A 14,629-nucleotide genomic window follows, 5' to 3' on the forward strand; every position below is an offset into this window, starting at 1 on the left:
TTGAACTAAAGAATGCTAACTTATGAGAAAACAAGGATGTAAAAAATGGGCATTATATGTCCCACAGTTGGTGGCCTTGCTTTTAGTATTCAATTTGAATCTGAATGCAACCGCATTTTCCCAGCATCAGCGATTAAATTTGAAGTTGAAGGATGCTACACTGGAAGAGTTTATTTCAGCCATTAAAAGACAGTGCGATGTGGGTTTTATTTATGATTATAATAAAACAAAAGATTTGAAAGGCATTACTGTCACTGCTGTGAATGAAGAGATTTCCGCAGTTTTGGAGCAGGCTTTAAGGGGGACGGGGTTTACGGCGGAAATAGATAACAATACGATTATTCTGCGGAAATCGGCTGTCCCGCAGACAGTACAAGTGGCTAAGCGGATTAGCGGTCAGGTGATGGACAAAAGTGGGAATGCATTACCGGGTGTAACCGTTATGATTAAAGGAACGACCTTGGGTACGACAACGGGGGTAAACGGAGATTTTGAAATCAGCTTACCGAATCCTGTAGGCCAGACTTTGGTATTTTCTTTTATCGGAATGACTTCGGTTGAAATGACTTTGAAGAATACAGAACCTTTGACCGTTGTGTTAAAAGAAGAAGCGACGGAGATGGAAGAGGTGGTGATCACCGGTATTTATTCCAGGAAAAAAGAGAGTTTTACCGGTTCTTCCCAGACCTATACCCATAAGGAGTTGAAGATGATCGGGAATACCAATGTCTTGCAAAGTCTGAAAACCATCGATCCTTCTTTTGCGATCATTGAGAATAATCAGTTCGGCTCTGACCCCAATACTTTGCCGGATATTAATGTGCGTGGTAAAACGAGTGTTGTCGGATTAACCCAGGAATATGATACTGACCCGAACCAGCCCCTGTTTATTCTGGATGGATTCGAATCGACCTTGAAAGCAATCAGTAATCTGAGTATGGACCGGGTGGCCAGTATCACTGTATTGAAAGATGCTGCTGCAACCGCTATTTATGGTTCCAAGGCAGCGAACGGTGTTATTGTCGTTGAAACAAAAGCTCCTGAAGCCGGAAAACTGCAAGTGAATTACAATGGGAACCTGAATTTTTCATTTGCCGATCTTTCGGATTATAATTTGATGAATGCCCGTGAAAAATTGGCATTTGAAAAATTAGCCGGCCGTTATGGTCCTTTAGATGCAAATGGGGAAATTATAGACGAAGGTTATCAGTCTACTTACTACCAACGTTTGGCTGAAGTGGAGAAAGGGGTGGATTCGTATTGGCTGAACGAACCTTTACGTTTTGCCACTTCCCACAGTCATGATCTTTTTATTGAAGGGGGAGATTCCCGTATGCGTTATGGTTTAGGGGTAAATTATAACCGGACAGCCGGTGTCATGAAAGGGTCTGACAATAATGTCCTGAACGGAAACGTCCGTTTGATTTACCGTTACAAAAATCTGGCATTTACCGATTACGTCAATTTTGATTATTCGGTATCCGATCGCGAAAAAGTAGCTTTTTCCAAATTCTCACAGGCCAATCCCTATTACCGGAAAGTGAACGATTATGGAGAGCCGGAGGCAGTGCTCGAGAAATATAAACTTATGTCAGGTGATGAATATGTCTTCAATCCGTTGTACGATATGTCTTTGAATTCTTCCAACCGAACCCGGAATTTCGGCTTCCGGAACAATTTTGAGGTGGATTGGCGGGTTATTGAACCTCTCCGGTTGAGAGCCAGAATCAGCGTATCGAAGTCGGTGTCTAAACAAGAAGTTTTTCAATCTCCTAAAGCTTCGGTATTTTACGGGAAGAGTGAAAAAGAAAAAGGATCTTATTCTGAAACCAATGGGGATGTGTTGAGCTATGACGGGGATTTGAATGCGACTTTCGGTAAGTTGTTTGACAATAAACACATGGTGAATGCCGTTGTGGGTATGCAGGTGTCCGATAATAAAAACAAGACTTCCGGTTTTAGAGCGATAGGTTATGTCGACGACCGGAATATCAATCCTACTTTTTCCAATGGTTATCCGTCCGGAGAGAAGCCTTCTTATTCAAACAGCCAGAAACGTTCGGCCAGTTATTATATGAACGGGGGATATGCCTATGATAACCGTTATCTGTTGGATGCTAATTTCAGGGCGGACGGTTCATCTGTTTTCGGAGTTTCGAATAAGTTTACGACAACCTGGGCGGTAGGTGTCGGCTGGAATATACACAATGAATCTTTTGTAAAAAACTGTGCGTTTATTGATTTTCTGAAATTGCGTTATTCGATCGGTAATCCGGGTAACCAGAATTTTAGCCTGTACATGTCGTCCAATATGTATAGCTATACGACAAGCTTTAATAATCCTTTCGGTTTAGGAGTCGGAATATCTTCTTACGGGAATCCGAATCTGGAATGGCAGAAAACAATCGATCAGAATTTCGGATTCGATGTAGAAATATTTCATCGTCGTTTACGTCTGAATTTCGACTATTTTATGAAGAATACCGATCCTTTATTGGTATCAGTGACCTTACCGACTTCGACAGGTACAGCTTCCGTACCGACCAATCTGGGAAAACAGACGACCAAAGGGTATACACTTTCGGCTAATGTCGTCGTGTTACAGAAGGAGGAGCTGAACTGGAGTATCAATGGAAATTTACGGCATTTAAAATATGAGTATAAGAATATCGGGAATGCACTGGAAAAATACAATGCACAAAACCGGGAAGATGAAACTGATCAAAAGATCGGAAGTTCAAATTTGAAACGTTATTATGACGGAGGAAGCCCTTCTGATATCTGGGCTGTACGTTCGGCCGGAATCGATCCGGTGACCGGACGGGAAATTTTCATCAAGAAAGATGGAACTCAGACTTTTGAATTCGATTATAATGATGAGGTCATCGTCGGTAACTCAGATCCTAAGCTGGAAGGTGTGATCGGCAGTTCATTCTATTGGAAAGGATTGTCGGCTTCGATAAATTTCCGTTACCGGGTAGGTGGACAGATTTTTCTGAGTGCTCTGTACAATAAAGTAGAGAATATTTCTGATCAGGACGTGTATTATAATCAGGACAAACGAGCCCTGTACGACCGTTGGCAGAAACCCGGGGATGTCGCTAAATTTAAAGCCATATCTCTGAATGAAACCACTCCGATGTCTTCCCGTTTTGTTGCCGATGAGAATACATTATCCTGTGAATCGGTTTCCATCGGGTATGAAACCCAGGCTCGCTGGCTGAGGCATTTCGGTGCTTCTTCCATGACTATACGCGGATATATGAACGATATTTTCCGGATATCTACTGTAAAAAATGAACGGGGATTGGATTATCCTTTTGCCCGTAGTGTGGCTTTTTCTTTAGGTATAAGGTTTTAATGCTAAAAAGATTAGATTATGAATAGAATAAAAAGAATATGGATACTGGGGCTTTTACTGATAGGCGCTTCATGTAATTCCTGGTTGGATGTGGCTCCGGAGGATCAGATTATGGAAAAAGACCTGTTTGAAGAAAGAGAGGGGTTTCTGATGGCTTTAAACGGGGTGTACCTGAATATGAATAGTTCGTCGAATTATGGAGGTAATTTGTCGGCCGGTATAATTGATGTGATGGCTCAGTATTATAATTGTACCACCAGTGAGCACAATTATAGTGGTTACCAGTCCTATGCTTATGATAGTAAGACGTCAAAAGACCGGTTCGAAACGGTATGGAAGACCACTTATTCCCAGATTTCGAATTTGAATGCTATACTGGAACATTGCGGAGACGGGAATCCGGTGCTGCCGGAACTGTATTATAAATTGATCAAAGGCGAGGCGTTGGGATTACGTGCTATGTTACATTTCGATATGCTCCGGCTGTTCGGGCCACTTTGGACGGAAAAGGAGCAGGCAAGTATACCTTACCAGACTTCTTCGGAACGGATTGTCGAACCTTTGTTAAGCGCAGACAGCGTATTAAACTGTGTGCTTACCGATTTGACAAGAGCTGCTGATTTATTGAAGGATGTCGATCCTGTTATTACCGATGGAGCCAGAAATTACAGTGGAGGAGAAAATGGTAATGATCTTTTTTACCGGCAATACCGGATGAATTACTATGCAGTGAAAGCTTTGATGGCAAGGGCGTATATGTGGAAGGAAGATTACAGCAAGGCAAAAGAATGTGCCATTGAGGTGATTGAGGAAGTCGCTGACGAAAAGAATCCTTTGTTCCCTTTGTGTACAGCAACTTATGCAGATACAGCCTCCAATGATAATATGTTTGCGACAGAGGTATTGTTCTCTTTGTACAATAGTATTCGTACAGATAATATTTATAAGACCTATTTTACCTCTGATCTGAATGTGGTGAATTTACTGACTTTGGCCGGAGGCTATCAGAATGGCCGTATCCGTACCATTTTCGAATCTCCCGATGATTTGCGTTTTAAAATGTGGGAATCTGTAACAAAGGAAGGAAAAGAGTTTTGTTGTTTCAAGAAGTATGCAGAGGTACAGACGACTACCGATGAAGCAAAGGCCAAGGCAGAGCGTTTTGCTTATATGGTTCCCCTGATCCGGGTCAGCGAACTTTATTTGATTGCGGCCGAATGTGTCGGAGTCCGGGAAAGGCAGGTCGGTATTGCTTTGGAAAAATACCTGAATCCTTTACGTAAAGCCAGAAAGTGTATCAGCCTGAATACAGAGTCGCCGACTGATCTGAATACGGCTATCCGGAATGAGTATATCCGGGAATTTATCGGAGAGGGGCAAACCTTCTATTATTTCAAACGCAATCGGTTGGAAAGTATACCCGATGGTTCCCAGCCGGCAGAGACGTTGACGATGCAACTCCGGAATTATGTGGTTCCATTACCTGACAGTGAAACCAGTCAACGGGAAAATCAAAGTAGTTCAACTGAAAAAGAGTAAATTATGAAAAATATTGTTTATATAGCGACCTTATTCCTCATCATTGCCGGTCTGTCCGGATGTGAAAAAGAAATCAAGGATTTCGACGGAGAGGAAGGAGTTTATTTCTATGTACAATGGGGAGTGGATTGGTATGACACGACTTATTGGGCCGCCCAGCCTTATACTAAAGTTGAATTTATTAAAAAGGGTGTAGATGAACAGTTGCTGAAAATAAGGGTACAGGCGACAGGAAGGATAAAGGATTATGACCGGAAATTCCGTATTGTAGTCGATCAGGATAGTACGACAGCCGTAAAAGGTGAAAATTATCTGGAATTTGATGAATGGCAAACCATAAAGGGAGGCTGGAGTTATGCAGATGTGCCGGTGACTGTGAAAAATAGTGAAGCATTGGATGAAGTGGAACGTAATCTTGTACTTCGTTTATTGCCATCCGAAGATTTCACCCTGGCTATTCCGCAATGGTTCGATTTGAGCGGTATGTTGGGGAATGATAGCGGCAAGGAGGAATTTGACGGGACACGGCATAAGATTATCCTGAACAACTTTATTACTTGTCCGGAAGTTTGGATGGGAAGGGAGTCCGGTGAAATCGGAGATTTGGAGGGAGGATTGTGGGGATTCTTTTCAAAGGAAAAATTTGAAGAAATCCTAAAGCGTTTTCCAGAGTTGACTTATGAAGATTTTATGTCCAATGAAACGATGCCGTCCGGTTTGAAATATGCTATCCAAAACAAGATGGCTATGGATTTGCAGGCATTATATGACAAGAGCCCCGATCATCGTGATGCAATCAGGGAGAAAGATGGACGACTGATGTGGTTTCAGGGGGTGAGTTGGAAATCTTATTATGGGGTTCCGTTTCAACCGGGAGAATGATAGAATTGAAATATACTAAAATCTGACTACGATGAGAAAATTAATATTGATATTATGGGCGGGAATCCTATCTGTTTTTAGTATTTCCTGTTATGATGACGAGGGATCGAATGATTATCATTCAATTAATGAAGTAAAAATTTCCGATTGGAAAAAAGGAGGTTATACGGCTATTTTTAAGAGTGATACTTTAAAAATCACTCCGCTTTCCTATCTGGACACCGTACGGAAAGAACCTGTGATACAGTTTACAGAAGACAGTGATCCTTCGCGTTATGAATACGAATGGAAAGTGGTGGCCAGCAGTTCGACCGATGACCGGGATAAAGGAATCATTTTGGGTACGGAACGGAATCTGAGGTATTTTGTCGATTTGAAACCTGATTCTTATCGTTTATTTCTGAAAGTCAAAGATACAAAGACCGATTTGATCTGGAAATCCTATACCTCACTGACTGTTTTGAGTGTGACGGATAAAGGTTTTTTTGTTCTTGGGGAAAAAGAAGATGGCACGGTGGGTATGGATATGATTTCTATGGCAAAAGATACGATTGTGTTGAAGAATCTGTTGGAAGGGAATGGATTGCCTGAATTACGGGGACCGATGCGGGTCATGTATACCGGTTCTCATTATTCTGAGACTCCGGCAATGAAACTGTGGATATCCACAGAATCAGGATCCTATTATCTGGATTTGACCTCATTCGCTTCCGGCCCCATGAATACCTTGCGTTCTATGACTTATTCAGGTTTTCCGATGCCTGATATGTTGAATGTGGTGGATATGGCTGCCAAACGGTACTATACCAGTATGACAATGAGTCGGGTAATGATGACAGAAGATTATGTATTCGGGGCGAGTTTGTACTCGGATGAAAATTATGGAAATCCTTCCAACCGTATGGATGTGATGAGTGAAAAATGCTTCCGGCCTTTCCCATATATTTTTACCAGTATCATCAATCCGAGTGGGTGGATTATTTATAATACCGACGATCATTGTTTTACCCTTTTGAAAAGTGCTGACGGATTGAGTGTAACTCAGTTACAGGACAATATCGGAGAAGCGTTTCCATGGATACAACCGGCAGGCCGGATCTGTATTTATGGTGAGAATACATTTAATACAGTGGGAGGTAGTTCAAATGGAAATTCATTTGCACTGATGGAAGATCAGCAAAATTTCTATGTCTATCAGTTTTATTGCAGTATCCGGAATTATGTGCCGAGCGATATGCCTCAGAAGAGAGCCGGCTATACGATAGACAAATCGAAAGCGACCGGTTTGAGAAGCGGATTACTTTACGCTTTTGCTTCTAGGCGTTCTTTGTTATTGTATGCTGACGGACAAATATTACATGCATATGATTATGTGAATCATATTCATTATGAGAAAGACCTGGGCGATCAGATTACCTTTATCAAATTTGATCCCTATGGAAATAATTACGATGAGTTGATGGTTGGTACCTACAACGCGGCAGAGAAGGGAATTGTAACGCGTTATCTTTTGGGTACTGATCTGGACTCTTTTGAATTGGAACCTTTGAAAGATTGTCGTTGGAACGGTTTGGTGAAAGTGAAAGATATTGATTACCGGCAATAGTTTGAGATCATATCTATGAATAAAAAAGTGATCATATGGATGGCCGGAATCCTGCTGTTGCCTTTGTGGGTGTGTGCCCAGGGGGTAAATTTCCGGCCGCTTTCTTATACGGAAGCGATAGAACTTGCTGCGAAAGAGAACAAGATGGTTTTCATTGACTTTTATACAACATGGTGCGGACCTTGTAAACGAATGTCAAAAGAGGTTTTTCCCCAGCAGGAAGTAGGAGAATATTTCAACCGTACTTTTATTTCCCTCAAATTAGATGCAGAGAAAGAAAATGGGTTGGAACTGGCAAAGAAATATGCCGTAAAGGCTTTTCCTACGTTTGTGGTATTGAGTCCGGATGGTACGGAGGTATTCAGGACCTCCGGCTATCGCCCGGCCGATGAGTTTGTGGAGAAAATCCGCAAAGGGATCGATCCCCGATGGTCACCTGCCGGATTGACTAAACGCTACGAAAAAGGCGAACGTACTCCTCAGTTGGTTGATGATTATGCCACGTTATTATTGGAACAAGGGAAGACAAATGAGGGATTCGGGGTGATCAATGATTATTTTAATCGCTTATCTGCCCGGAAAAAGGTAAAACCGGAGAACTTCTTTCTATATGAACGCTACACCCTGAATTTTGATGACCCCAAAGCACAGTATGTGTTTGATAACAGGGAACAATTTGTCAGGGCAAACGGAAAGGAGATTGTAGATAAACTGTTGTATTCATGGTTGCGCATCCGGTTGATTCCCTATTTCTCATTGAGAAGCCCGGAACCTGTTACTGCTGAGGGGTTGCAGAAATTGAAAACGGATATCGAACAGGTAAAGCTTACCCATACCCGTGCGATGCCGGATTTATTGGCCATAGCTGATGTCCGGATGGGAGGGAATGTCCGGGAATATCTGGAAATATGTAAGGAAAAATTCCCTGTTCTGGAAGATCAGGACCGTTTTCTGATTCTATTGGATCTGGAGGTGGTAATGACCGAATCTCAGGAGGTTAAACAACTGGCAGTCGATTTATTGCGCAGCAATATGCAGGTTGCCGACGAATTCCATCAGCGTATTCTGCGGATGAAGATGCTGGAATTGGAAGGGAAGAAAGATTTTACTTTGCAGGCAGAAATCGATGCTGTAGAGAAGGGAAAAGTGATCGTCATGGGATGGACACCCCAGGGTATGCTACAGGATACTTTCGATTTTACTGATCACCGGATCAGGTTGAATATGGCTGCCCGGGATACTTCCCGGTTGACGCTGAAGCTTTTGTGTGAAGAACTGGCTTGTCCGGCACCCCGCTTGGGTACCTATTATCCGAATGTCAGTCTGATGGTGGTCCCTGGTGAATATGCTGTTATGAAAATCAGAGCTGAAAAAGGGAAAGTACCGGAAGTTGACTGGATTAGAGGAGGTACTGTGGCGTACGATTACTGGCGTCTTTATTACGAGCAGGTTGATCCTGCTGAAGCGGCTTACCGACAGTTGACAATGACAAATATGCTTGAAGGAGGAGATATCCGCGATTATAAAGAGGAGTTTGACGCTTATATGCAGGCCAACAAACAAACCATAATGGCGTTTGTACGGGCAAATCCCCGAAGTTATATCTCCCTGATGAATTTGCTGGAACATTATAATTGGTTTGACGAAAACGAGGCCGAACGGATATATGATCAGCTTCCTCAGGAATTGCAAGGTACAGCTTATGGGAAAATACTCAAACGGAAATTGGATGCCGGCCGCCCTTATCGTCCGGGTACAATAGCACCTGATTTTGTGAAGAAGGATATGAATGGTAAAGACGTTTCTTTGAAAAAGCTGAAAGGGAAATATGTATTGCTCGATTTCTGGGGAAGTTGGTGCGGACCTTGCCGGGCCTCCCATCCCCATTTGAAAGAGTTACATAAAAAATATAGCGGGAAGGTAGTCTTTGTCAATGTGGCCGATGAAAATGTGAAGGATCTGGAGCAGGCTAAAAAATTATGGAAACAGGCGGTAAAAGAAGATGGTATGACCTGGACTCAAATCCTCAACAATGAAGGTAAGGAGGAACAGGATCTATTGAAACTTTATAATATCACTTCTTTTCCTACTAAGATACTGATAGATCCCGAAGGGAAGGTGGTTGCCCGGCTTGTCGGAGCAACAGCTGATCCTGAAGAATTTCTGAAAGCACTTTAAAGTAAGAAAACGGGATTCTGAAATGATAAAAGCTAATTGAGTAGGAGAAACGGGATTATTTCCCGTTTCGACCTCTCAATCAAGTAGGTAAAAGGAGTTTCACCAAATCCCTAAGTAATGCGTCTGCCTGCCCTCTCCCGATGTCCGACAGAAACAAACCGCTTTCGCGCTGTTTTGTCTAAAATCTTGTATGTATTCTTATTTTAAGGAATTACATATCTTTTGGTTCATTTCCCGGATTTTTTTCTCGTTTACCTTGATTTCTTTTCTGTCATAGGTCATCAGTCCATTGACTTCTCCTTCGACGTCAGTAATCTGGGTATATACGCCGGCAGAGAATCCCCGGGGGATCAACTGAAGTAAATGTTCGGCATATTTGATATACTCCGTCGTCACTTCTTCCGGATTGTTGAATTTCACATATCCCCAGTTTCTGTCGGGCATCCAGAGGTGGTCTTTCATCACCAGTCCGATGCCGCCGTATTCTCCTAATACGGTTGCCCGCATCGGATCGTAGAGATATAAATCGGGCCCCGGATAATTGTGCAGGTCGAGAATATCTCCGCAGGTGTAGTGATTTCCACCGCTGGCAGGATTGACCAGACGACTCGGATCATAAGCTTTTGTCCAGGCTGCGATATCGGGAGTTTTGAATTGTCCCCAGCATTCGTTGAAGGGTACCCATACCCCTACACAAGGATTGGAATACAGCAGGTCGATGATTTCTTTCCATTCCCGGCGGTAATTGGCTTCCGATTCGGCGGAATGGACCATTTCTACTCCTTTGAAATATTGTCTGCTTTGCCATTCCGGTCCTCTGTCGCCATTCGGCATATCCTGCCATACGATTACGCCTAATTTGTCGCAATGGGTGTACCAGCGTGCCGGTTCTACCTTTACATGCTTACGGATCATATTATATCCGAAATCTTTTACTTTCTTGATGTCGTATACCAGGGCTTCGTCGGTCGGAGCGGTATATAATCCGTCGGGCCACCATCCCTGATCCAGCGGACCGAAGTGGAAAACATTCCGATTGTTCAGCTGTAAACGGGTAATACCGTCTGCGCCTTGGCGGATAGAATATTTCCGCATGGCAGCGTAGCTGTTCACTTCGTCGATCACTTTTCCATTGTCGGTCAGAGTCACTTTCATATCATAAAGGAAAGGATTTTCAGGACTCCATAATCTGGCATTCTCGATCGCCAGCTGAACGGGCTGGCCCTGCATGGCTTTTCCTGTAGCTACGACCTTTCCTCCCTCCGATACTACTACCGAAACAACGGCGGAAGGATTGCCGGTTGCCGTATGAGCTTCTACGGTCAGGATCTTTTTATCGATATCCGGTGTCGTTTTCAGCCGGGTGATGTGGTTGGCGGATACAGGTTCCATCCATACCGTTTGCCAGATTCCGCTGACCGGAGTGTACCAGATACCGTCCGGGTGTTTCACCTGTTTTCCTCTCGGTTGATAACCTTCGTCGCTCGGATCCCATACTTTTACCGTGATCTGGTTTTTTCCTTTAGCTAAAACCGGAGTAATATCGAAAGAGAAGGGGGTGTATCCTCCCCGGTGTTGTCCCATTTTAACGCCGTTTACCCAAACATCGGCTTGCCAGTCGACAGCCCCGAAGTGCAGCAGTATGTTTTTGCCTTTCCAGGAGGAGGGAACGGTGAATTCCCGGCTATACCACAATTCGTTTTCTTTGCCTAAAGTCTTCATCACACCCGAGAGGCTCGATTCTACGGCAAATGGTACCAATATCTGACCGTCCATGTCTGCCGGTTGCTGAGTACCCGTCGGACGGATGGCATATTCCCACAAGCCGTTCAGGTTTTTCCATTCCTTCCGTTCCATGATCGGTCGGGGATATTCCGGAAGTACATTATTCGGATCGATTTGCTCTGCCCACGTGGTTTTTATTTTATCGCCCGCAGGTTTCCATTGTGCATACCCTGCCAAACTAACAGCCAGAGCAATTGCAGAAAATAAGATTTTTTTCATAGATATCTGATTGATTAATTTATTTCGACGGATCAAAAATACGTGCTAACGTTTGAAATCAAAGGTGATTATTATTCAAATAAAGGTAAATTTTAACCAAAATTCCTCCTTTGACCAGAAATTACTCTTTTTTGAATAGTTTGTTTTCAGACACCTTCTTTTGCACTTCGCTCTTCTTGCTGATCCTCTCCCATTTTTTAGTTACAACGGTGAAAGCTTCACTTCTCTAACCTCTGTAACTGTTAAAACGTACGTTTTATGATGAACTTTATAAGCTCCGATTCTCTTTTTTTTCAACCCTTTTTCTTTTCTTTGTATACTTTTTTCCCGGTAAATATGAAAACTGCTTTAGCTATAACACGAACTCTGTCCAGACGTTATTATCCTCTGCATCCGGAGGAACAGGAAGCACTTGCTTCTATAATGGAGTGTCGCCGGGTCGATAAAGGAGAACTTCTCTGTAATCGGTAACTTTGCAGTGTCGAAAAATGGCAAAGTAAATTAATCACTTTCGGAAGAACAGAAAAAAGGCATCCATACCTTTGTGATAAGAAAAGCTCAATGAATATGGATGCCGAAGAACTCACAGGTTCCCTAAAGAAACTTGTAATGTGGTACAAAGTTAAAGAATTAAAATCAAAAGGCCTAAACAAAACGCAGATAGCTCGTTGTTTGGGAATTAACCGTAACACCGTTCGTAAATATCAGTCGATGAGTGAGAGCGAGTTTATGAACAGCCAGAGCTATCGTCGTAATTATAACCATAAACTGGACCCGTATGAGGATTTTGTACATAAGAGTCTGGACTCTCATCCTTATCTGTCGAGTAGCCAGATACGAGACTGGCTACGTGAACAGTATGAAGACTTCCCCGATGTAGGGCAAAAGACAGTTTACACCTACGTGCAGTACATCCGTCGCAAATATCATATCTCCAAGCGTGTCGGGCATGGTAACCGTCAATACGAGAAGCAACCAGACACAGCCTATGGAGAATACGCTCAAGTTGATTTTGGCGAACGATGGATGTATGATAAGGAGCATCATCCGGTCAAAGTCTACTTCTATGCCATTGTCTTATGCCGGAGCCGATACAAGTATATTTACTTCAGCCGGAGTCCTTTTACAACAGCCTTGACGGTTTATGCCCATGAGTTGTCGTTTGCCTATCTCGGAGGCAAACCCAAGAAGATCATCTATGACCAGGACAAGGTACTGATCGTCAATGAAAACCTTGGAGATGTCCTGCTGACCCGTGAGTTCCATGCCTTCGTGAACGAGCAGCACTTCCAGCCGGTTTTCTGCCGTAAGTCAGATCCGGAATCGAAGGGAAAGATAGAGAACGTGGTGAAATACGTGAAGTACAACTTCCTTCGTGGGCGCACGTTCCACTCGATAGATCAACTGAACAAGGAGGCGTTGGAATGGCTTGAACGTACCGGAAACGGAAACGAGCATAGCCTGACACATCTTATCCCTTCGGAGGAGTTCCAGATCGAGAGGAACTGTCTGCAACCTTACCATGGGATACCGACCGAACCACGGCAAAAGATGAAGGAGTATTATGTACGCAAGGATAATACCATCTGTTATCACAGCAACTTCTATACGCTCCCCTGCGGGACCTACAAGGGGCAGAGCACTACAGTATGGGTTCAGGAATCGGAAGAGGAACGTTTGGAGATCTTCGACAAGGAGACGGGCAAGCAGATAACCAGCCATCCGTTATGCAAGGAAAAGGGCAAGACCGTGTCCAACATGGCCCATCACCGTGTCAGAAACGTTCCCCGTGAGGATATGGAGAAACGTATCGTGGACTATGCCGGTGGTGACAGCATAGCCAGTGAGTGGATGAACGGTCTGCGTGCCGGCAAACCCCGTTACTACTGGGACAATCTTAACCACATCCTCCGTTTTATGCGAACCTTCTCCCGGGAGACATTCCATGAGGCTATGGAGATATGTCTGGACAGAGGAGCCTATAACGCCCTGATGCTGACAGATACCGCCAGAAGTATCCAGAAAAGGAAGAAAGAAAAGCCGGCAGACCTGCCACCCATGTCAACCGCCACAATCCCGACGGTAGCACAGGAGATGCCTGAAAAAACGAATATAAACCAATATAGCAGCATATTTAAATGAAAGGAAACGAACAACTGAAAGAATACGGCAAACGCCTACGGTTGTACCATCTGTGCAACCATATGGACGAACTGCTGCACGTCGCTCAGCAGGACAAGCCCACTTACCATGAGTTCCTGATGGGCCTCTTAGAAAGAGAAATCACGTGTCGTGAAAAAAAGGATTACGAGAGAAGACTCTCCGCCGCACGTCTGCCGCAAAGACATGATCTTGATCTGTACGACTTCAACTTCGCGGAAGGAATCACACAGTACCAACTGAAGGAGCTACGCCAGCTGCACTGGATGGAGCAGGCCTACAATGTCGTACTTATGGGACCTTCCGGTACAGGGAAGACCTTCATTGCGGCAGGACTGGTCTATGAGGCCGTAAAGGCCGGTCACAAGGCTTACATGATGACGATGGAGGACATAGTGACATGCTTGAAAATGAAGGAACTGTCCACCTCCGCAATGATGACCTACAACCGGATTGTACATGCCGGTCTGCTGGCTATCGATGACATTATGCTCTTCCCCGTGAAAAAAGAGGAAGCCACCGCCTTCTTCAACCTGATAAACACCCTGCATGAGAAGACATCCATCATCATCACAACAAACAAGGCTCCCACGGAATGGACACAGATGCTGGATGACGAAGTCCTGACCTCGGCCCTGCTCGACAGGCTTCTCTATCGGTGTGAAGTAGTCAAACTGACCGGTACAAGCTACAGGTTGGAAAACAGAAAGACAATCTTTAAAAAGGATAAGAATAAAACTGAACCTGTTGAGTGATTAACCCTGCTTACCGATAAACGATTAATCTCACTTTACTAAAATATGCTACTTCCTAGCTTACTGAAAAGTGGTGATCAAGTTTACCAAAAAGTGATTAAGCAACTTTACCAAAAAATGCTGCTTTTAAATTTGCTTATTACA

The 14,629-nt window shown here is 43.7% G+C and carries 8 protein-coding genes; 7 read left to right on the plus strand and 1 reads right to left on the minus strand.

The window, feature by feature from the left end; all coding sequences use genetic code 11:
* The first annotated feature begins 22 nt into the window (after nucleotides 1-22).
* Genes WS42_RS00560 through WS42_RS15185 form a run of 5 tightly spaced genes read left to right on the plus strand, consistent with a single transcriptional unit; the run spans nucleotide 23 to nucleotide 9,566 of the window.
* Nucleotides 23-3,361: a SusC/RagA family TonB-linked outer membrane protein gene (locus WS42_RS00560; protein ID WP_022159380.1), complete on the plus strand. Its 3,339-nt coding sequence runs from the start codon at nucleotides 23-25 to the stop codon at nucleotides 3,359-3,361.
* 18 nt (nucleotides 3,362-3,379) lie between these two features.
* Nucleotides 3,380-4,900, plus strand: coding sequence for a RagB/SusD family nutrient uptake outer membrane protein (locus WS42_RS00565; protein WP_013612413.1), 1,521 nt, complete (start codon nucleotides 3,380-3,382; stop codon nucleotides 4,898-4,900).
* Nucleotides 4,901-4,903: 3 nt separating this feature from the next.
* Nucleotides 4,904-5,782 (plus strand): DUF4843 domain-containing protein, encoded by an 879-nt coding sequence (locus tag WS42_RS00570; protein WP_022159379.1) that lies wholly within the window; start codon nucleotides 4,904-4,906, stop codon nucleotides 5,780-5,782.
* A 31-nt stretch (nucleotides 5,783-5,813) separates the two neighbouring features.
* Complete coding sequence (locus tag WS42_RS00575; protein ID WP_022159378.1) at nucleotides 5,814-7,388, plus strand: PKD-like family lipoprotein; 1,575 nt, start codon at nucleotides 5,814-5,816, stop codon at nucleotides 7,386-7,388.
* 15 nt (nucleotides 7,389-7,403) lie between these two features.
* Nucleotides 7,404-9,566, plus strand: a complete 2,163-nt coding sequence (locus tag WS42_RS15185; protein ID WP_087394817.1) for a thioredoxin fold domain-containing protein — start codon at nucleotides 7,404-7,406, stop codon at nucleotides 9,564-9,566.
* Nucleotides 9,567-9,764: 198 nt separating this feature from the next.
* On the opposite strand, the gene WS42_RS00585 is transcribed toward WS42_RS15185, so the two are convergent.
* Entirely contained in the window at nucleotides 9,765-11,570 is a 1,806-nt protein-coding gene (locus WS42_RS00585) for a glycoside hydrolase family 2 protein (protein WP_022159376.1), read from the minus strand.
* Nucleotides 11,571-12,179: 609 nt separating this feature from the next.
* On the opposite strand from WS42_RS00585, the gene istA reads away from it, so the two are divergent.
* Both istA and istB read left to right on the plus strand, forming a co-directional pair.
* A complete protein-coding gene (gene istA, locus WS42_RS00595; RefSeq protein ID WP_046450635.1) occupies nucleotides 12,180-13,712 on the plus strand; it encodes an IS21 family transposase in 1,533 nt (510 codons plus the stop codon).
* Nucleotides 13,709-14,485 (plus strand): IS21-like element helper ATPase IstB, encoded by a 777-nt coding sequence (istB, locus tag WS42_RS00600; RefSeq protein ID WP_046450630.1) that lies wholly within the window; start codon nucleotides 13,709-13,711, stop codon nucleotides 14,483-14,485. Before istA ends, istB begins: the two co-directional genes overlap by 4 nt.
* Nucleotides 14,486-14,629 lie beyond the last annotated feature (144 nt).

The sequence above is a fragment of the Odoribacter sp. N54.MGS-14 genome, from assembly GCF_000980295.1.
GTDB classification, from domain to species: Bacteria; Bacteroidota; Bacteroidia; order Bacteroidales; family Marinifilaceae; genus Odoribacter; species Odoribacter splanchnicus.

What these genes read in the sequence shown, in the direction of transcription:
- WS42_RS00585 (WP_022159376.1), bottom strand. Translation starts at nt 11,570, where the DNA reads ATGAAAAAAATCTTATTTTCTGCAATTGCTCTGGCTGTTAGTTTGGCA.
- WS42_RS15185 (WP_087394817.1), top strand. Translation starts at nt 7,404, where the DNA reads ATGAATAAAAAAGTGATCATATGGATGGCCGGAATCCTGCTGTTGCCT.
- WS42_RS00575 (WP_022159378.1), top strand. Translation starts at nt 5,814, where the DNA reads ATGAGAAAATTAATATTGATATTATGGGCGGGAATCCTATCTGTTTTT.
- WS42_RS00560 (WP_022159380.1), top strand. Translation starts at nt 23, where the DNA reads ATGAGAAAACAAGGATGTAAAAAATGGGCATTATATGTCCCACAGTTG.
- istB (WP_046450630.1), top strand. Translation starts at nt 13,709, where the DNA reads ATGAAAGGAAACGAACAACTGAAAGAATACGGCAAACGCCTACGGTTG.
- WS42_RS00565 (WP_013612413.1), top strand. Translation starts at nt 3,380, where the DNA reads ATGAATAGAATAAAAAGAATATGGATACTGGGGCTTTTACTGATAGGC.
- WS42_RS00570 (WP_022159379.1), top strand. Translation starts at nt 4,904, where the DNA reads ATGAAAAATATTGTTTATATAGCGACCTTATTCCTCATCATTGCCGGT.
- istA (WP_046450635.1), top strand. Translation starts at nt 12,180, where the DNA reads ATGTGGTACAAAGTTAAAGAATTAAAATCAAAAGGCCTAAACAAAACG.